Consider the following 17,927-nt stretch of genomic DNA (forward strand, 5'->3'; position numbering starts at 1 on the left):
GAGGCATTGCCTTTGGAGCCCCTCTCCCGTCCCGGGAGAGGGAAGGGGCCCACGCGAGGCGTGGGAAGGGTGAGGGTACCGCCGAGAATCAGCGCATTGATCCTTGCATGACCCTCACCCGCCCGCTCCGCGGGCCCCCTCTCCCGGGACGGGAGAGGGATTTGACGTCGAATGCGACGCCCCCGCCCGTCAAAGGAGGACCGGCGCTCCGCCCGTGGCACCCCCACAACCCCCGTGATAGGATCCGCGCCCGCGGGCGGCCGACGTCGGCGGCGGAACGGGGAACGGCATGGTGAGGATCGAGGACTGCACGCTGGTGTTCGCCGACACGGCGAACCACGCCCTGGTCGAGATGGCCATCCGGGACAGCCTCGCCGCCTGCCGCTTCTCCAGCGTCCTGCTGCTCTCCGACCGCGACCCGAAAATTCCGGGCGTCGACTTCCACCGGATCGCCCCGATCCGCGACATGGACGACTATTCGGACACGATCAACGTCCGCCTGCGCCGGCTGGTGACGACGGGCCATGTCCTGATCGCGCAGTGGGACGGCTTCGTCGCCGACCCGCGGGCCTGGACGGAGGAGTTCCGCGCCTTCGACTACATCGGCGCCCGCTGGGGCTGGTACCAGGACGGCATGACCGTGGGGAACGGCGGCTTCTCCCTGCGCTCCGCCGCCCTGCTCGACCGGCTGCGCGACCTGCCCTTCGAAGCCGGCATTCCCGAGGACCATGTCATCTGCCGGACCGAGCGCCCGGCGCTGGAGAAGGCCGGCATCCGCTTCGCCCCGGAGGACGTGGCCGACCGCTTCGCCTTCGAACGCACGCCGGTGCCGGGACCGGCCTTCGGCTTCCACGGCCTGTTCAACTTCGGCAAGGTGCTGGGCGACCGCGCGCTGGAGGAGCGGATCGAGGCCATGGACGGCCCGCTGCTCGACCGGCGCGACTACACGGACCTGATGACCAGCCTCGCGCTGACCGGACGCAAGGCCCCCTTCGCCTCCATGGTCCGCAAACTGGTGGCGCGGCGGGACGAGACGTTCCTGCGCTCCCAGATCACCGAATGGACGACCGGCGTGCAGCGGGACTATGTGCTGGCCCTGGCCGACGCCGTGCAGACGACGGCGGCGCCGGGGTCGCGCTGGCCGGCGGTGACCGCGCCGCAGCGCCGCCAGCCGAAGATCTACGACTGCTTCACCTTCCACAACGAACTCGACCTTCTGGAGCTGCGCTTCCGCGAGCTGTACGACACCGTCGACCAGTTCGTGATCGTCGAGGCCAAGCAGACCTTCACCGGCGCGCCCAAGCCCCTGCATTTCATGGAGGAGCGCGACCGCTTCCTGCCCTTCCTCGACAAGGTGAAGCTGGTCGTCGCCCCCGACTTCCCGGAGACCGACAATCCCTGGGTGCGCGAGCGGGCGCAGCGGAACGCCATCGCGCTCGGGCTGGACAAGGTGGAGCCGGACGACATCGTCGTCGTCTCCGACGTGGACGAGATTTTGCGCGCCCGCTCGGTCGCGTCGCTGCGCGACAGTTCGGCGATGATCGCCGGGTTCCGCGTGCCGCTGTTCTACTTCAAGGTCAATTTCATGAATGTGGAGGGCGAGAATTTCTCGGTCTTCCCCGTCGCCGTCCGCGGGCTGATGGCCCGGATGACCACGCCGCAGCAGATCCGCGAAAGCCGCGGCACGCTGGACCGCTACACCCCCGAGACGCGTCCGCCCTACGTGGACATCCTGCCCCACGCGGGCTGGCATTTCTCCTACATCGGCGACGACGCCGCCATCCGGCACAAGATCCAAAGCTTCTCGCACCAGGAGTTGAACCGCGACGACATCCTTGACGGCATCGACGTGCCGCGCTTCCTGGCGGAGGGCAGCGACCTCTTCAACCGTCCCGGCTACCGCTGGCAGGCCGTGGAGCTGAACGACTATTTCCCGGCGAACCTCCTGGGGGAGCGCGAGCGCTGGGCGGACTTCATCGCCGAGGAGGTCGGCGGCCGGGTCACCTGGAAGTAGGCGTCCCCTGCAAGACGGCCGCTACACCTCCCGCCGCAGCAGCGTCAGGGCGGCCATCGCCATGACCTGCGCGGAATGCACCATGTCGTCGATGTCCACATACTCGTCCGGCTGGTGGGCGAGGTCGAGGATGCCGGGGCCGTAGGCGATGCAGTCCTTCAGATGCCCGACCCGCGCGATGTGCTTCTGGTCGTAGGTTCCGGGGGACACCACCTGCGCCGCCGGGCGGCCCAGCACCGTCTCGATGGCCGCCCCCACCGCCCGCACCACCGGCGCGTCGGTGTCGGTCAGGGTGGGCAGGAAGGCCAGCACCTCGCGCAGATCGTAGTCGAAGCCGGGGCGCTCGCGGCGCAGGTCCTCCAGGATGCCGACGATCTCCGCCCGCACCTCCTCGGGGTCCTCCTCGATCAGGTAGCGGCGGTCGATGACCATGCGGCAGCGGTCGGGCACCATCGGACTGGGCAGGCCGCCATGGTCCTCCGGCTGGCCGCCATGGATGGCGTTGATGTTCAGGGTGGACTGCCGCGCCCCTTCCGGGACCACCGGCATGGCGGTGCGCTTGGCGGCCAGCCGGGGGATCAGTTCCGTCTCGATCCGGTGCAGCACGGCGCCCATGTGGCGCACCGCGCAGTTGCCGAGGAAGGGCATGGAGCCGTGGGCGACGCGGCCCTTCGTCTCGATCTCCGCCCACCAGACGCCGCGGTGGCCGATGCACACCCGGTCCACGTTCAGCGGCTCGGGGATGATGACGTGGTCGACCCGCGGGCGGGAGAAGTAGCCGAGCTTCGCCAAATGCCCGACCCCGCCGTAGCCGCCCGATTCCTCGTCCACCGTGCCGGAGATTTCCAGCGCGCCGGGGAAGGGGATGCCCGCCTCGAGGATCGCTTCCACGGCGATGATGGACGCGGCGATTCCGCCCTTCATGTCGCAGGCGCCGCGGCCATAGACGCGCCCGTCCTTCACCACGCCCTCGAAGGGATCGACCGTCCAGCCCCGGCCGGCGGGCACCACGTCGATGTGGCCGTTGAAGTGCACGCAGGGGCCGGGCTCGCGGCCCTCGATGCGAGCGATCACGTTGGTGCGCGGGTAGCGGTCGCTGTCGCCCGGCGCCCCGTCCGCCCGCACATACTCCACGGCGAAACCGCGCCCGGCCAGCCGCCGCCCGAGGAACTCCGCGCAGTCGGTGTAGACGTCGCCGGGCGGGTTCACGGTGGGGATGCGGATCAGGTCGCGGGTCAGCGCGACGAGGTCGTCGCGCCGCTCCGCGATCCGGCGGAACAGCGACTCCCGGTGGTCGAGCGGCATGCATCCCCCCCTACGCACAATTCGTTGCGCGGAAGGATCGGACATGCCGGCGCGCCTGTCGAGAGGTTCCGCGCCTCACTCCGCCGCGTGATGCCGCAGCCGCCCGTCCTCGTTGGCGCGGCCGTTGCGGATTTGCTCCTCGTACCAGCGGCGGTGATGGTCCTTGGCCCAGTTCTCGTCCACCACGCCGCTGCCCATGGCGTCGAAGGCGCCCTCCATGCCGATGGTGCCGATGTAGATGTGCCCGATGATCAGCGCGATCATCAGCGCGGCCACCACCCCGTGCGCCACATGGAGGATCTGCATGCCGGCGATCCCGGTGACGGCGAAGGGCATCATCAGCAGGAAGCCGGTGAGCGACAGCGCGAAGCCGCCGAACACCACCGCCCAGAAGACGCCCTTCTGGCCGGCGTTGAAGCGTCCGGCCTCGGGATGCTCGCCGGACTTGTTCAGAACGCCGCCGAGCGTCTTCAGCCAGACGAGATCGGCCTTCTCTGGGATGTTGTCGCGCACCCACAGCACGAAGATCATCAGCAGCCCGAGGACGAAGGGCACGCTGAAGAAGTTGTGCATGTACTTGCTGGCCTCGGCCAGCATCGTGAAGTTCGGATGGCCGATCAGCGGGATCAGCAGCATGCGCCCGAAGGTCACGATTAGCCCGGTCACCGCCATCAGCAGGAAACTGACCGCCGTCGTCCAGTGGGCGAAGCGGTCCATGCCGCTGAAGCGCGGCACCTGACGCCCCGACCGGCCGCCCTGGATGCGGATGGTGCCGCGGATCAGGTAGAAGAGTCCCAGCGCCGCGATCGGCCCCAGGATCAGCGCCCCCGCGATGATCTTCAGCCAGACCATGCGGAACTCGCGCCATTCCCGCCCCTCCGGCTGAACCAGGACGCCCAGCTTCGTGTCGGGAATGCTGACCCGCCCGGACAGCATGCCGTCCGGAGTCTGGTAGAGCTGCACCTCGTCCTTCGTGGTCGGCGAGTTCGGCCCCGGCGTCTGGTAGAGCTGCGCCTGCACCGCCGGGGCGGCGAGCAGCAGAACGAACAGGACCAGCAGGGGGCGCAGGAGCTTCGTCATGTCGCGTCCTTCCCTAGAGAATATGCGCTTTGCCTTGGCGGGGGCTTTGCGTTGGAATGCTGTTGCCCCCTCCCCGACCCTCCCCCGCTGCGCGGGAGAGGGGGCTCCACGCGAAGCGGCGGCAGTCCCCTCCACCGCGCCAGCGGGGGAGGGTTAGGGAGGGGGCATCACCCCACCCGCTCAGCTCCCGCCGGTGCCCTCGCGGCCCGGGCCGAAGGCGTTGCCACGGTCGTTCTCGCGGTAGGCGGTGGTCCAGCCCCAAGCGCCAGAGCCGTAACCGCGGCGCACCGTCCGCTCCTTGTAGATGTCGGCCAGGACATCGCCGTCGCCGGCCATCAGCGCGCGGGTGGAGCACATCTCCGCGCAGAGCGGCAGCTTGCCCTCGGCCAGCCGGTTGGCGCCGTATTTCTGGTACTCCTCCAACGAGTTGTCCGGTTCCGGACCGCCGGCGCAGAAGGTGCATTTGTCCATCTTGCCGCGCCCGCCGAAGTTGGTCGCCTGCGGGTACTGCGGCGCGCCGAACGGGCAGGCGTAGAAGCAGTAGCCGCAGCCGATGCACAGGTCCTTCGAGTGCAGCACCACCCCGTCCGCCGTCTGGTAGAAGCAGTCCACCGGGCAGACCGCCGCGCAGGGCGGATCGTTGCAGTGCATGCAGGCCATGGAGATGGAACGCTCGCCCGGCACGCCGTCCTTCAGCGTGATGACTCGGCGGCGGTTGATGCCCCAGGGGATCTCGTGCTCGTTCTTGCAGGCGGTGACGCAGGCGTTGCACTCGATGCAGCGTTCCGCGTCGCACAGGAATTTCATGCGGGCCATGGTCTCGTGTCCTCCTTGCGGCGCGTCAGGCCGGTTCGACGCGGCAAAGCGTCACCTTGGTTTCCTGCATGAAGGTCATGGGGTCGTAGCCGTAGGTCGTCACCCCGTTGGCCGGCTCGCCCAGGACGATGGGGTCGGTGCCCGGCGGGTAGTTCTGCCGCAGGCTGTCGCCCTGCCAGTAGCCGGAGAAGTGGAAGGGCATGAAGACCGTGCCGGCGCCGATGCGTTCGGTCACCAGCGCGCGCATCCGCGCCTTGGAGCTGTCCTCCGGCCCGTAGACCCAGACCATGCCGCCGTCGCGGATGCCCAGCCGCTCGGCGTCCTTGGGGTTGATCTCCACGAACATCGTCTGCTGCAGCTCGGCCAGCCAGGGGTTGGAGCGGGTCTCCTCGCCGCCGCCCTCATACTCGACCAGCCGTCCGGAGGTCAGGATGAAGGGGAAGCGCTGGCGGATGTCGCTGTCCGCGACCTTGAACTGGAGCGAGCGGGCGAGCTGCGGCAGGCGGTAGTCGCGCCGGTCCTCGATCGCCGGGTATTCCTTCACCAGCTCCGGGCGCGGGGAATAGATCGGCTCGCGGTGCAGCGGCACCGGGTCGGGCAGGTTCCAGGCGACGGCGCGGGCCTTGGCGTTGCCGTGCGGCACGCAGCCGTGCTTCAGCGCGACGCGGATGATGCCCATGGACAGGTCGGTCTGCCAGCTCACCTCGTCCACCTTGTCGCCGCCGATGGCCTGGATGACGCGCATCTCCTCCGCCGTCAGGTCCTTGTCCCAGCCCAGCTTCTTCAGCATCGCCATGGTGAATTCGGGATAGCCGTCCTCGATCTCCGACCCCTTGGAATAGGAGCCGTCGGCGAGCAGGCTGACGCCGTTGCGCTCCACCCCGAAGCGGGCGCGGAAGACGCCGCCGCCCTCCATCACATGCTTGGAGGTGTCGTAGAGCACGGCGCAGCCGGGATGGCGCAGCTCCGGATGGCCCCAGCAGGGCCAGGGCAGGCCGTAATACTCGCCCTTCAGCGGGCCGCTGGTCGCCTGCATGGTGATCTTGTCGAAATCGGCCTGATGCTTCATGTGCATCTTCAGCCGCTCCGGCGACTGGCCGGTGTAGCCGGTGGACAGGCAGCCGCGGTTGATCTCGCGCAGGATGTCCTCCGGCACCGGGCGGGTCTCCTCCACCGTGATGTGCTTGAACATCTCGTCGGCGAAGCCGAACTTGCGGGCCAGCAGGTAGATGATCGTGTAGTCGTCCTTGGACTCGAAGATCGGCTCCACGACCTTCTCGCCCCACTGCATCGACCGGTTGGAGCAGGTGCGCGAGCCGTCCGTCTCGAACTGCGTGCAGGCCGGCAGGATGTAGGTGCCGTTCTTGCGTTCCTTGAAGGCGGCGAAGGTGGTCGGGTGCGGGTCGGCGATGACGAGCAGGGACAGCTGCTCCAGCCCCTTCAGCATCTCCGGCATGCGGGTGACGGTGTTGCCGCCGTGGCCGAAGACGACCATCGCCTTCAGCGGCGACGGCTGCTCGATCTCCTCCGGCTTGTAGGTGACGCCGTCGAACCAGCGGGTGGTCGGGATGCCCTTGGCCTCCATCAGCTCCTTGGAGGCGAAGCGGGCCTTCATCCAGTCGTAATCGACGTCCCAGACGCGGCAGAAATGCTTCCACGCCCCTTCGGCCAGCCCGTAGTAGGACGGCAGCGTGGAGACGTCGAGCCCGAAGTCGGTGGCGCCCTGCACGTTGCAGTGGCCGCGGTAGATGTTGGCGCCGCCGCCGGCCACCCCGATGTTGCCCAGCGCCAGCTGCAGGATCGACAGGGCGCGGACGTTGGCGGTGCCGGTGGTCTTCTGGGTGATGCCCATGCACCAGATCACCGTGGACGGCCGATTCTTCGCCAGCGCCTCCGCCACGCGGTAGAGCTGCTCGCCGGGCACGCCGCTGACCCGCTCCACCGTGGCGGGGTCCCACTTCTTCACCTCGGCGCGGATCTCGTCCATGCCGTAGACGCGCTGGCGGATGTATTCCTTGTCCTCCCAGCCGTTCTCGAAGATGTGCCAGAGGATGCCCCAGGTGACCGGGATGTCGGTGCCGGGACGGATGCGCACATAGTCGGTGGCGTGGGCGGCGGTGCGGGTGAAGCGCGGGTCGATGACGATGAAGGGCGCGCGGTTGTGCTCCTTCCCGCGCAGCATGTGCGGCAGCGAGACGGGGTGGGCCTCCGCCGGGTTGCCGCCGATGATCAGCAGCGCCTTGGAATTCTGGATGTCGTTGTAGCTGTTGGTCATGGCGCCGTAGCCCCAGGTGTTCGCCACCCCGGCGACCGTGGTGCTGTGGCAGATGCGCGCCTGATGATCGACGTTGTTGGTTCCCCAGAAGGCCGCCAGCTTGCGGAAGAGATAGGCGCCCTCGTTGGAGAATTTGGCGGAGCCCAGCCAGAAGGTGGCGTCCGGCCCGGACTGCTGGCGGATCTCCAGCAGCTTGTTGCCGATCTCCTCGATGGCCTGGTCCCAGGAGATGCGCTGCCACTGGCCGTCGACCAGCTTCATCGGGTATTTCACCCGCCGCTCGCCCTTGGTCAGCTCGCGCACCGAGGCGCCCTTGGCGCAGTGCGCGCCCTGGCTGATCGGGCTTTCCCAACCCGGCTCCTGGCCGGTCCACACGCCGTTCTGCACCTCCGCGATCACCGTGCAGCCGACGGAGCAGTGGGTGCAGACGTTCTTGCGGGTGACGACCTCGACGTTGGGCAGGATCGGCCCGGCCTCGGCCTTCCGGATCATCGCGGCGGGCAGCGCGCCCAGCGCCGCCATGCCGCCGGCGGCGAGGCCGGAGGTCTTCAGGAAGCCGCGGCGGTCGACGGTTTCTCCCAATCCGGCGGTGCCCGCCGACAGTCCGTTCAGGCGGCGGGCGAGGGAGGCGCGGGTGGCGGCGGTTCCGGCGTTGCGCTTGACGAGCATGGGGCGGCCCTTTGAAAAAACGTCGCGAAAGGAAGCGTCGCGGTCAGAGTCGGTTCAGCGCGTAGAAACGCTTCACATGGTCGTTGTCGCGGTAGAGCGACCTCATCTGTTCCGGCCCCGGATTCATCGCCTCCGCCGGGGCGGCCCGCAGGGTCGCGACCGCCGCGGCGGCTCCCGCCGCACCCAGCCCAAGGCCCTTCAACAGGCTCCGGCGTTCCAGCCCGGCCTTCTTCCGATGGTCATCCGTCTGACGGTCATCACGGTGCATGGATCGTGCCCTCCCGCTGGTCGGCCCCGCGAGCCGCCGCCGAAGGGGCGTCGGCGATCATCGCGAAGGCGTTGGTCTCGATGTCCAGGAACAGCCGCCCGAAGGTGCCCAGGGGCCGGTACAGGTCCGCCGCCGACGCCTCCTCCAGGTCCTGGAAGAAGCGCCCCGCCCACGGGGCGAGGTGGCGCTCGAAGAAGCGCTTCTGGAACGGCAGGTCCGGCTCTCCGTCCACCGTGCCGACGATTCCGGCAGCCAGCGCCCCCATGATCTCGGCGATGGCGGCGATGTGGTCCTCCGGCTCGCTGACGCCGGGGGCGCGCTCGATGCCCAGCGCCTGCATGTCCTCGCGCAGGCGGGCGAGCGGCCGGTCGATCAGGAAGCCGGTGCGGTAGTAGGAGGCGAAGGGAACCAGCTCGCCCCGCGTCACCCCAATGAACAGCTCGTGGTACTCGCGCTCGGCCCGGTGTTCGCCGTCGGGGCCGCCGACGAGCGTACGGGCGCGTGCGGCCAGATCGCTGATGGCCCGGCCCAGCGGCGAGCCGTCCCCGTTCAGCGCGCCGATCGTATCCAGCAGGTCGCGTGACGGCGGGCGCGCCAAGAGATGGGCCAGCAGGCCGTACGCCTGCGCCCGCAGCCGATCCGCGTCGTCGATGATGGCCGTTTCCGCCATGCCTTTGCCCCGCTTCGCCTTTTCCCGTGGCCGGTCAAGGTCCGGCTCATCAAGGGACAACAGCGGGAATGCTCAAAGGTTGCGCAGTCCGGGCGGGATGACGGACTGCCACGCTCAGCGTTGCCCCCTCCCTAACCCTCCCCCGCTTTCGCAGGGGAGGGGGCGGACGCCGCTTCGCCTAAGGCACCCTCTCCCGCGCAGCTCTCGCGCAAACCAAAGGTTTGCGCTGACGCGGCAGGCGGACCTTTGGTCCGCCGAGAGCGGGGGAGGGCCGGGGTGGGGGCAGGACCGTCCACCTCCTCAGCCTCATCCACCCCGGCAACCACCACCTCCTCCGGTTTCTCCTCCGGGGGCTTCTCGTCGGTGGCGATGCGGTCCAGCAGGTCGGCGATGCGGTCGGTGGGCAGCAGCTTGCCGTAGCCGGGGGCGTTGCAGTCCCAGTCATACTCGGCGAAGCCGCGGAAGCCGGCGATCACCGGGTCGCTGGTCCAGGCCTTGCGCAGGGCCAGCCGCTTCAGCTCCTGCGGGACGTTGCTGGCGAGGAAGCCGGTGTAGTCGCTGTCCGCGCCCAGGCTTTCCACCGGGGGCAGACTCTCCGGGTCGAAGGGCTCCGGTGGCGGAGCGGCGATGGCCTGCGGCTCCGCCTCCGCCGCATCCTGCTGTTCCTCCCACGGTTCGGGCGTCTCGACGGGCGCCGTGCGCGCCTCCTGCTTGCGCCGCGACCAGCGGGACAGGAAATTCTCGGACCCGTCATCCATGACGCTGATCCTTTCCGGGTTGACGTCCTTCGGGTTTTACGGCCGGGGTGCGGCGGGCCAGCGCCTCCGGGTCGGCGCGGTCGCGCTGGCGCTTGTAGAAGGGGCGTTCGCTGTGGTGGCGGGCCACGAAGTCGCGCATCCACGCCGCGAGATCGGGCGGCAGGGGAATCGCCTCGATCAGGTCGTCGCCGGCGTCGGAATGGGCGTCCACCTCGCCGGGATCGACGGTGACGGCGAGCAGCCGCAGCCCCGGTTCCTCCGCGCAGCGGCGCAGGATGACGTAGAGCATCGGGTGGCCGCCCTTCAGGTTCTCGACGTAGTTCTCCGTCTCGCCGGGATGGAGCACGATCTCGGCGGCGCCCGCGTAATAGCCGGTGCGCTCCCCGTCCTGCGCCAGCACGGTCCAGGGGCCGCGGTCGGGCAGCGCCGGCAGGGCGCCGGTGACGCGCCAGCGGGCGTCGACCCACGGGTTGTCGATGCGTTGGCGCTCCACCGTGATGCCGACGCCGCGCCGTTCGGCCTGCCCGCTCATGACCGCGCCCCCTCTGCCTTGCGGATCAACCGCTGTTCCCAAACCCGCCGCACCGGTTCGAAGCCCGCGTCCATCCAGCGGTCGATCCAGGTCAGAAGATGCCGGGTGAAGCTCTCCAGAACCGCGACGGCGTCGGTGTCGCCGAAGCCCTCCTCGCGCAGCGCCGTGCGGTCGGGGCGTCGTCCGGGGTCGGGGTCGTCGGGATCGCCCAGAACCTCCAGTTCGGCGCCGACCACCGCCCAGGCGGGAAGACCGTCCTCGGCGCCGGGGCCGAGGGCGACGGTCACCCCGCCGGCCACCGCGCCGTTCAGCAGCAGGCGGCCCGCGCCGTCGAAGCGGATGCTCTGGTTGGGCGGCCCCAGCGCCTCCAGCGCGTCGGCCAGCGCCACCAGGGTAACGGCGGCGAGGCCGTCCCCGCGTCCGGCCGGTCGGGGACCAGCACCACCGCCACGTCCAGCCGGTCGCGCCGGCCGCTGTGCACGAGCGTGCCGGGCGCCGCCTCCTGCGCGGCGAAACGGCAGGCGGTGGCGAAGGGGCCGTCCGCCTCGGCGGGCCAGGGACGGAAGATGGGCGGCAGCGTCGGGTGGTCGGTCGGGTCCATGCCCCTGATAACGCGCGAACGGGAGGGTTGGTGCCCACGCCTGTTGGTGGAGGACGGCCTTGCCACCTCGTCACCGCCCCCCCTTCACCCAAAAGGAGTCCGCCGCCTTGCTCGCCGCACTCATGTCCACCGGCCTCATTTCCTCCGGTCTGGTCGCCGGGATGCTGATGACCGGCAACGTCATCGCCCAGGAAGTCAACAAGGAGTCGCTGTCCAACGACATCAAGGTGCAGCAGAGCCAGGAGCCGCCGCCGAACCAACAGGGTGTGCGCGCGCCCAAGCCCACCACCAGCGGCGAAACCCAAGGGGCGGAGCTTCAGCAGGCGCTGGCCGACGTCCGCCGGGCGCCGCCCGACCTCCAGGGCAACCCGGTGCCGCGCCCGAACCAATGGGCCAGCGAGCCCGACATGGGGCACGAGCCGACCCGCTCGGAAAACCCGTCCGACCTGAGCAGCCAGGAAGCCAAGTAGGGCGAATCGTCCACCTTCCGCGGAGCGCATTCTTTTCCACTTGATATGCTCCGATCGAGCATTTATGGTTTTGCTCATAACGAGCATTAAAGGAATGCGCCATGCGCGACACCACCGGCCTCGCCTACACGCCCGACATCGCCGCGGCGACGCAGCCGATCTACGAGCGCATGAAGCGCGTGATGCCCGCCGTCGAATGGCCGTTCCACGCCCCGCTGGTCCACGAGATCAACCGCCTGAAGCGGGAGCGCAACGCGGTGATCCTCGCCCACAACTACCAGACGCCGGAGATCTTCCACGGCGTGGCCGACATCGTCGGCGACAGCCTGGCGCTCGCCGCCCGGGCGACCGAGACCGACGCCGACGTGATCGTGCTGGCCGGCGTGCATTTCATGGCCGAGACGGCGAAGCTGCTGAACCCGGCGAAAACGGTGCTGATCCCCGACACCGGGGCGGGCTGCTCGCTGGCCGAGTCGATCACCGCCGCCGACGTGCGGCTGCTGCGCGAGCGCTATCCGGGCGTGCCGGTGGTCGCCTACGTCAACACCTCGGCCGACGTGAAGGCGGAGGTGGACATCTGCTGCACCTCCGGCAACGCCGTGGAGGTCGTGGAATCGCTGGGCGCGCCGCGCGTCATCATGCTGCCCGACGAGTATCTGGCGAAATACGTCGCCACCCAGACCAGCGTCGAGATCATCGACTGGAAGGGCCATTGCGAGGTGCATGAGCGCTTCACCGGCGACGAGATCCGGGAGTTCCGTGGGCGCTTCGACGAGCTGGTCGTCATCGCCCATCCGGAATGCCCGCCCGACGTCCTGGAGGCCGCGGACTTCGTCGGCTCCACCGCCCGCATGGTCGACTTCGTGGCCGACCGCCGCCCGCCGCGCGTGCTGATGGTCACCGAATGCTCGATGAGCGACAACGTGGCCGCGGCCGCACCGGAGACGGAGTTCGTGCGGCCCTGCAACCTGTGCCCGCACATGAAGAAGATTACGCTGGCGACCATCCTGGACAGCCTGCGCACGCTGGAACCGCAGGTGACCATCGCGCCGGAGGTGGCCGACCGCGCGCGCCGCTCGGTGGAACGGATGCTGGCCGTCAAGCCGCGCTGATCCTCCGTTGTCCAGTCCCTCTCCCGGGGCGGGAGAGGCAGGTTCCCGTCAAAATCCTCTCGTCGGGAGGCGTTCCATGCCCACCCCCTACACGGTCCGCGATTCGGAAGTGGTCGTCATCGGCTCCGGCATGGCCGGGCTGACCGCCGCCCTGCATCTGGCGCCGCGCGCCGTCACGCTGCTGACCAAGACGCCGGACCTGCCGGGCGGCTCCAGCAACCACGCCCAGGGCGGCATCGCCGCCGCCATCGGCCCCGGCGACGGGCCGGAGGCGCACGCCGCCGACACGGTGGCCGCCGGCGCCGGCTTCGTGGACGCGGGACGCGCCCTGTTGCTCGCCCGCGAGGGGGCGGAGCGGGTGCGGGCGCTGCTCCTCGCCGGGCTGCCCTTCGACCGTGGGGCCGACGGCGCCCCCCTGCTGGGGCGGGAGGCGGCGCACGGGGCGGCGCGGATCGTCCATGCCGGCGGCGACGCCACCGGGGCGACGCTGGTCGCCGCGCTGGCCGAGCGGGTGCGCGCCACCCCATCGATCCGGGTGGAGAGCAACGCCTTCGCCGTCGATCTGGCGGTGCGCCACGGGCGGGTCTGCGGCGTTCTGGCCTGCCACCCGGAAGGCTGGGTGTTCCACCGCGCGCCGCGCGTGGTGCTGGCGACCGGCGGGGTCGGCGGGGCCTACGCCCGCACCACCAACCCGCCGGAGGCGACCGGCGACGGGCTGGCGCTGGCCGCCCGGGCCGGGGCGCTGCTCGCCGACGTCGAGTTCGTGCAGTTCCACCCCACGGCTCTCGCCGTGGACGCTGACCCCGCCCCGCTGCTGACCGAGGCGCTGCGCGGCGCCGGGGCGCTGCTGCTCGACCGTCGCGGGGTCCGCTTCATGGCGGCGGAGCACCCGCTGGCCGAGCTGGCGCCGCGCGACGTGGTGGCCCGCGCCATCGGCGCCCGCGTCGCGGCGGGGGAGCCGGTGCGGCTGGACCTGCGCCCGGCGCTGGCCGCCAGGCCGGACGGCTTCCCCACCGTGCTGGCGCTCTGCGCCGCCCACGGGCTGGACCCCTGGCGGGAGCCGGTGCCGGTCGCCCCGGCGGCGCATTACCACATGGGCGGGGTGGTCACCGATCCCGCCGGGCGGACCAGCCTGGACGGGCTGTGGGCCTGCGGCGAGGTCGCCTGCACCGGCGTCCACGGCGCCAACCGGCTGGCCAGCAATTCCCTGCTGGAGGCGCTGGTGTTCGGTGCGCGGGTGGCCCGCGACGTGGCCGGGCGGGACCTGCCTCCCCTGCCGCCCTTCGCCCTGCCCGACATCCCGGCCGTCGCCGGGGAGATCGGGGCCGGCCTGCTTGACGCCATCACCGACGAATCCCGCCGCACGCTTTACCAGGGCGCCGGGCTGGTGCGCGACGGGGTGGGTCTGTGGACCGCCCGGCGCAAGCTGGACCGGCTCGCCGTGGCGCTCGACGCGTTGTGCGGCGTCGGCCCGGCGGACCTCGCCGCCGTCCGCCGCTGGGGCGAGGCGCGCAACCGCCTGCTGGCCGGGCGGCTGATCGTCCACGCCGCCCTCGCCCGCAGCGAAAGCCGCGGGGCGCATTTCCGCAGCGACTTCCCGCAGGAAGACCCGGCGGCGCAGCGCCACCGCTTCACCCTCACCGACCTGACCGGGGCCGCCGGCCCCCTTTCCGGAGACGCCGCATGCTCCATCCTCTGACCTACGAACCGATCGTCCGCGCCGCATTGGCGGAGGACCTCGGGCGGGCCGGCGACATCACGACCGACAGCATCGTCCCGGCGGACGCCGTGGCGACGGCGCGGGTGGCTGCGCGCAAGGACGGGCGCGTCGCCGGGCTGGAGGTCGCCCTGTCCGCCTTCCGCATGCTCGACCCGGCGGCGGAGCTGCGGGTGGAGCATGGCGACGGCGCCGACGTGGTCCCCGGCGCCACCATCGCCACCGTGACGGCCCGCGCCCGCGCGCTGCTGACGGCGGAGCGCACGGCGCTGAACCTGCTGGGCCGCCTGTCCGGCATCGCCACGGCCACCCGCGCGCTGGTGCGCGAGGTCGAGGGGACCCGCGCCCGCATCGTCTGCACCCGCAAGACCACGCCCGGCCTGCGCGTCCTGGAGAAGCAGGCGGTGCGGCTGGGCGGCGGCTTCAACCACCGCTTCGGGCTCGACGACGCGGTCCTGGTCAAGGACAACCACATCGCCGTGGCCGGCGGCATCCGCCCGGCGGTGGAGCGCGTCCGCGCCGCCATCGGCCACATGGTGAAGGTGGAGGTGGAGGTCGACACGCTGGATCAGCTTGAGGAGCTGCTGGCCCTGCCGGTCGACGTCGTCCTGCTCGACAACATGGACCCGCCGACGCTGCGCCGCGCCGTCGCCATGGTGGACGGCCGCATGGTGACGGAGGCGTCGGGCAACGTCACCCTGTCCACCGTGCGGGCCATCGCCGAGTCGGGGGTGGACATGATCTCGGTCGGCTGGCTGACCCACAGCGCGCCGAACCTGGACGTCGGGCTGGACATGTAGGGCGGGCGATGCAGGGTGCCGCCGGTGGCAACAGCGGCCGGCCCTGCGTTTGCCCGCATCCGAACGTCAGCGGTGAAGGACGCCGCCTGCCCCGGCCGCGGCGCCTCCACCTCCGTCGCCCCTCTGCCTCAGGGACGGGATCGAGCCTGGGAAGCGGTGGGCATCACTCCGCCGGGGGGCCCATGAAGTCGCGGTACTGCACGGTGTTGTCCTTGCTCAGCCGGACCGAGGGCGCGGCGAACGTCTGATCGGCGGTGCGGCCCAGCGTGCCTTCCAGAATCACGCTGGCGCCGATGGCGAGGACGACGGCGGCGGCCAAAGCCATTCCGAACGCTTTCATGACGCTTCCCTCCTGCTGTGCACCGGAGCGGCCGGTGGAGCAGCGCCGATCCCGGAGATGCCGCGCGCGCCCTCCGCCACCGTACCCTCGGCCTTGGCGATGCGGGTGTAGAGCGCCAGCGCCTGCGCCACGACCTGATCCATGTTGTAGTAGCGGTAGGTCGCCAGCCGCCCGACGAAATGGACGTTCGGCGTCGCGTCGGCCAGCTCCTGGTACTTGCGGTACAAGGCGGCGTTTTCCGCGCGGGGGATCGGGTAGTAGGGATCGCCCTCCGCCGACGGGTATTCGTAGGTCAGGCTGGTTCGCGGGTTCGTCTGGCCGGTCAGGTGCTTGTATTCGGTGATGCGGGTGTGCGGCACGTCCTCGCCGGGGTAGTTCACCACCGCGACGGGCTGGAACCACTCCTGGTCGACCGTCTCGTGCCGGAAGGTCAGCGAGCGGTAGGGCAGCTTGCCGAAGCGGTGCCCGAAATACTCGTCCACCGGTCCGGTGAAGATCAGGTTGCGGTAGCGCGCGTCGCGCACCACGTCGCGGAAATCGACGCCCAGGCGGATGGTGATGTTCGGGTGGTCGAGCATGTTCTCGAACATCCGCGTGTAGCCGTGCAGCGGCATCTTCTGGAAGCTGTCGCCGAAATAACGGTCGTCGTCGTTGGTCCGCGTCGGCACGCGGGCGGTGACCGCCTTGTCGAGGTCGGACGGGTCGAGGCCCCATTGCTTGCGGGTGTAGCCGCGGAAGAACTTCTCGTACAGCTCCCGCCCGACCGCGCCGACCACCACGTCCTCCGACGTGCGAACCTCGGCCACCGGTTCCGCCCGGCTTTTGAGGAACTCCGCCACGCCGGCCTCGTCGAGGTCCAGCCCATAGAGCCGGTTGACCGTCGTCCGGTTGATGGGGATGGGCACGAGCTGCCCGTCGACATGGGCCAGCACCCGGTGTTCGTAGGGACGCCACTGGGTGAAGCGCGACAGGTAATCCGCCACCGGCTGCGAATTGGTGTGGAAGATGTGCGGGCCGTAGCGATGGATCAGCACGCCCGCGTCGTCATGATGGTCGTAGGCGTTGCCGCCGATGTGCGGGCGCCGGTCGATCAGCAGCACCCGCTTGCCCAGCCCCGCCGCCAGCCGTTCCGCCAGCACGCTGCCGGCGAATCCCGCCCCGACGATCAGATAATCGAAGACCGCCGGCCCGTCCGTCCGCCCCACGTAAGCCGGCCCCGTAGATGCCGGAACCGCCCCATCGAAATCACGCATAAGGTCTGCCTTCCTCGTCCTGCCAAAAGGCGGACGAGGGGGCACACCGTCCGGCGCCCCACCCGTCCGCACATCCTGCGAACGGTGGAACCCGCCGGTGGTTCCGGACGAAGACGGTTGAGACGGAGGTACCGAAGCTAGGTACCTCCCGCGGCGTCAGCCTCCGAAGACGGTGTTGAGCTGCGCGCCGACGCGGACGAAGGTGGTCCGCTTCGACACCTCCTTCAGCTTGGTGGCGCCGATGTAGGTCATCATGCTGCGCACGCCGCCCATGATCTCCTGCATCGTGCCGTCGATCGGTCCGCGGTAGGGGACCTCCACGGTCTTGCCCTCCGACGCGCGGTAGGAGGCGACGCCGCCCGCGTACTTGTGCATCGCCGTGTCGGACGACATGCCGTAGAAGGTCATCGCCACCGGCACCTTGCGCCCGTCGCGCTCCTCGTAGCGGATGTCGCCCTCGCACTCGTCATGGCCCGCCAGCATGCCGCCGAGCATCACGAAGTCTGCACCGGCGCCGTAGGCCTTGGAGATGTCGCCCGGCACCGTGCAGCCGCCGTCGCCGCAGACCTGCCCCTTCAGCCCGTGGGCGGCGTCGGCGCATTCGATGATGGCGGAGAGCTGCGGATAGCCGACGCCGGTCATCTTGCGCGTCGTGCAGACCGACCCCGGCCCGATGCCGACCTTGATGATGTCGGCGCCGGCGAGCACCAGCGCCTCGGTCATGTCGCCGGTCACCACGTTGCCGGCCATGATGACCATGTCCGGGTTCTCCGTCCGCAACCGGCCGATGACGCGCACGAAGCGCTCCGTGTAGCCGTTGGCGACGTCGAGGCAGAGCTTGGCCACCGGGGCCTTGGCCTTCACCGCCTGGAACTTGTCGTAGTCGGCTTCCGTCGTGCCCAGCGAATAGAAGACGTTGGCCGTGTCCTCGTCGCGGAAGAAGGGGATCAGGGCCTCGGCCGGGTAGTGCTTGTGCAGCGCGGTCATGGCGCCGAAGCGCGACAGGGCGCGGGCAACGGCCATGGTGCCGACCACGTCCATGTTGGCCGCGATCAGCGGGAAGCCCGTCCATTCCAGCCCGCTGTGGACGAAGCGGAAGGTCCGCTCGATGTCCACGTCGTTGCGGCTTTCCAGGGTGCTGCGCTTCGGGCGGATCAGCACGTCCTTGAAGTCCAGCTTCAGATCGTTCTCGATGATCACCGGCGGGTCGTCCTTGTCCTGTAAATGCCTGCTTTCAGGCCCCCTCC

18 protein-coding genes are annotated in these 17,927 nt (G+C 70.1%); 5 read left to right on the forward strand and 13 right to left on the reverse strand.

The genetic code is table 11. From position 1 onward, the window contains the following. The first annotated feature begins 289 nt into the window (after positions 1–289). Entirely contained in the window at positions 290–2,014 is a 1,725-nt protein-coding gene (locus ABVN73_RS20685) for a DUF5672 family protein (protein WP_353860096.1), read from the forward strand. A gap of 21 nt (positions 2,015–2,035) precedes the next feature. Here the strand turns inward: ABVN73_RS20685 and ABVN73_RS20690 are convergent, their stop codons facing one another. The 10 genes from ABVN73_RS20690 to ABVN73_RS20735 form a co-directional block, all read right to left on the reverse strand. Continuing rightward, positions 2,036–3,319 carry an acetylornithine deacetylase/succinyl-diaminopimelate desuccinylase family protein gene (locus ABVN73_RS20690; RefSeq protein ID WP_353860097.1) on the reverse strand — a complete coding sequence of 428 codons (1,284 nt, stop codon included), beginning with the start codon at positions 3,317–3,319 and terminating at the stop codon, positions 2,036–2,038. Between the two features lie 75 nt (positions 3,320–3,394). Beyond that, complete coding sequence (locus ABVN73_RS20695) at positions 3,395–4,399, reverse strand: formate dehydrogenase subunit gamma (protein ID WP_353860098.1); 1,005 nt, start codon at positions 4,397–4,399, stop codon at positions 3,395–3,397. Positions 4,400–4,579: 180 nt separating this feature from the next. Further along, the gene (gene fdh3B, locus ABVN73_RS20700) at positions 4,580–5,215 is read right to left on the reverse strand and encodes a formate dehydrogenase FDH3 subunit beta (RefSeq protein WP_353860099.1); all 636 of its coding nucleotides are present in this window, start codon (positions 5,213–5,215) and stop codon (positions 4,580–4,582) included. Between the two features lie 25 nt (positions 5,216–5,240). Continuing rightward, positions 5,241–8,159, reverse strand: coding sequence for a formate dehydrogenase subunit alpha (locus tag ABVN73_RS20705; protein ID WP_353860100.1), 2,919 nt, complete (start codon positions 8,157–8,159; stop codon positions 5,241–5,243). A gap of 43 nt (positions 8,160–8,202) precedes the next feature. After that, entirely contained in the window at positions 8,203–8,427 is a 225-nt protein-coding gene (locus ABVN73_RS20710; RefSeq protein ID WP_353860101.1) for a twin-arginine translocation signal domain-containing protein, read from the reverse strand. Then, positions 8,417–9,097 carry a molecular chaperone TorD family protein gene (locus tag ABVN73_RS20715; RefSeq protein WP_353860102.1) on the reverse strand — a complete coding sequence of 227 codons (681 nt, stop codon included), beginning with the start codon at positions 9,095–9,097 and terminating at the stop codon, positions 8,417–8,419. Before ABVN73_RS20715 ends, ABVN73_RS20710 begins: the two co-directional genes overlap by 11 nt. 131 nt (positions 9,098–9,228) lie before the next feature. After that, the gene (locus ABVN73_RS20720) at positions 9,229–9,855 is read right to left on the reverse strand and encodes a DUF3306 domain-containing protein (protein WP_353860103.1); all 627 of its coding nucleotides are present in this window, start codon (positions 9,853–9,855) and stop codon (positions 9,229–9,231) included. After that, positions 9,848–10,387, reverse strand: a complete 540-nt coding sequence (locus ABVN73_RS20725; RefSeq protein WP_353860104.1) for a DUF3305 domain-containing protein — start codon at positions 10,385–10,387, stop codon at positions 9,848–9,850. The genes ABVN73_RS20720 and ABVN73_RS20725 overlap by 8 nt, the downstream gene beginning before the upstream one ends. Then, complete coding sequence (locus tag ABVN73_RS20730; RefSeq protein WP_353860105.1) at positions 10,384–10,776, reverse strand: biotin/lipoate--protein ligase family protein; 393 nt, start codon at positions 10,774–10,776, stop codon at positions 10,384–10,386. The genes ABVN73_RS20725 and ABVN73_RS20730 overlap by 4 nt, the downstream gene beginning before the upstream one ends. Beyond that, complete coding sequence (locus ABVN73_RS20735) at positions 10,695–10,988, reverse strand: biotin/lipoate--protein ligase family protein (protein WP_353860106.1); 294 nt, start codon at positions 10,986–10,988, stop codon at positions 10,695–10,697. The genes ABVN73_RS20730 and ABVN73_RS20735 overlap by 82 nt, the downstream gene beginning before the upstream one ends. A gap of 107 nt (positions 10,989–11,095) precedes the next feature. Here ABVN73_RS20735 and ABVN73_RS20740 point away from each other — a divergent pair, with 107 nt between their 5' ends. The 4 genes from ABVN73_RS20740 (at position 11,096) to nadC (ending at position 15,087) form a co-directional block, all read left to right on the forward strand. Then, positions 11,096–11,458: a hypothetical protein gene (locus ABVN73_RS20740; protein WP_353860107.1), complete on the forward strand. Its 363-nt coding sequence runs from the start codon at positions 11,096–11,098 to the stop codon at positions 11,456–11,458. 101 nt (positions 11,459–11,559) lie between these two features. Beyond that, on the forward strand, positions 11,560–12,570 hold the full coding sequence (gene nadA, locus ABVN73_RS20745; protein WP_353860108.1) for a quinolinate synthase NadA: 1,011 nt from the start codon (positions 11,560–11,562) through the stop codon (positions 12,568–12,570). A 76-nt stretch (positions 12,571–12,646) separates the two neighbouring features. Further along, positions 12,647–14,269, forward strand: coding sequence for an L-aspartate oxidase (locus ABVN73_RS20750; protein ID WP_353860109.1), 1,623 nt, complete (start codon positions 12,647–12,649; stop codon positions 14,267–14,269). After that, a complete protein-coding gene (gene nadC / locus ABVN73_RS20755; RefSeq protein ID WP_353860110.1) occupies positions 14,254–15,087 on the forward strand; it encodes a carboxylating nicotinate-nucleotide diphosphorylase in 834 nt (277 codons plus the stop codon). The genes ABVN73_RS20750 and nadC overlap by 16 nt, the downstream gene beginning before the upstream one ends. Positions 15,088–15,250: 163 nt before the next feature. Here the strand turns inward: nadC and ABVN73_RS20760 are convergent, their stop codons facing one another. The 3 genes from ABVN73_RS20760 to ABVN73_RS20770 all read right to left on the reverse strand — a co-directional run bounded on the left by ABVN73_RS20760 (position 15,251) and on the right by ABVN73_RS20770 (position 17,880). Continuing rightward, positions 15,251–15,427 carry a hypothetical protein gene (locus ABVN73_RS20760; protein ID WP_353860111.1) on the reverse strand — a complete coding sequence of 59 codons (177 nt, stop codon included), beginning with the start codon at positions 15,425–15,427 and terminating at the stop codon, positions 15,251–15,253. Beyond that, complete coding sequence (gene glf, locus ABVN73_RS20765; protein WP_353860112.1) at positions 15,424–16,680, reverse strand: UDP-galactopyranose mutase; 1,257 nt, start codon at positions 16,678–16,680, stop codon at positions 15,424–15,426. Before glf ends, ABVN73_RS20760 begins: the two co-directional genes overlap by 4 nt. Positions 16,681–16,836: 156 nt before the next feature. Continuing rightward, positions 16,837–17,880, reverse strand: coding sequence for a GMP reductase (locus tag ABVN73_RS20770; RefSeq protein WP_353860113.1), 1,044 nt, complete (start codon positions 17,878–17,880; stop codon positions 16,837–16,839). Positions 17,881–17,927 lie beyond the last annotated feature (47 nt).

This window comes from Azospirillum formosense (genome assembly GCF_040500525.1).
Taxonomy (GTDB): Bacteria; Pseudomonadota; Alphaproteobacteria; order Azospirillales; family Azospirillaceae; genus Azospirillum; species Azospirillum formosense_A.

Coding starts and splice junctions, on each gene's coding strand:
- ABVN73_RS20685 (WP_353860096.1), top strand. CDS start 290: ATGGTGAGGATCGAGGACTGCACGCTGGTGTTCGCCGACACGGCGAAC.
- ABVN73_RS20690 (WP_353860097.1), bottom strand. CDS start 3,319: ATGCCGCTCGACCACCGGGAGTCGCTGTTCCGCCGGATCGCGGAGCGG.
- ABVN73_RS20695 (WP_353860098.1), bottom strand. CDS start 4,399: ATGACGAAGCTCCTGCGCCCCCTGCTGGTCCTGTTCGTTCTGCTGCTC.
- fdh3B (WP_353860099.1), bottom strand. CDS start 5,215: ATGGCCCGCATGAAATTCCTGTGCGACGCGGAACGCTGCATCGAGTGC.
- ABVN73_RS20705 (WP_353860100.1), bottom strand. CDS start 8,159: ATGCTCGTCAAGCGCAACGCCGGAACCGCCGCCACCCGCGCCTCCCTC.
- ABVN73_RS20710 (WP_353860101.1), bottom strand. CDS start 8,427: ATGCACCGTGATGACCGTCAGACGGATGACCATCGGAAGAAGGCCGGG.
- ABVN73_RS20715 (WP_353860102.1), bottom strand. CDS start 9,097: ATGGCGGAAACGGCCATCATCGACGACGCGGATCGGCTGCGGGCGCAG.
- ABVN73_RS20720 (WP_353860103.1), bottom strand. CDS start 9,855: ATGGATGACGGGTCCGAGAATTTCCTGTCCCGCTGGTCGCGGCGCAAG.
- ABVN73_RS20725 (WP_353860104.1), bottom strand. CDS start 10,387: ATGAGCGGGCAGGCCGAACGGCGCGGCGTCGGCATCACGGTGGAGCGC.
- ABVN73_RS20735 (WP_353860106.1), bottom strand. CDS start 10,988: ATGGACCCGACCGACCACCCGACGCTGCCGCCCATCTTCCGTCCCTGG.
- nadA (WP_353860108.1), top strand. CDS start 11,560: ATGCGCGACACCACCGGCCTCGCCTACACGCCCGACATCGCCGCGGCG.
- ABVN73_RS20750 (WP_353860109.1), top strand. CDS start 12,647: ATGCCCACCCCCTACACGGTCCGCGATTCGGAAGTGGTCGTCATCGGC.
- nadC (WP_353860110.1), top strand. CDS start 14,254: ATGCTCCATCCTCTGACCTACGAACCGATCGTCCGCGCCGCATTGGCG.
- ABVN73_RS20760 (WP_353860111.1), bottom strand. CDS start 15,427: ATGAAAGCGTTCGGAATGGCTTTGGCCGCCGCCGTCGTCCTCGCCATC.
- glf (WP_353860112.1), bottom strand. CDS start 16,680: ATGCGTGATTTCGATGGGGCGGTTCCGGCATCTACGGGGCCGGCTTAC.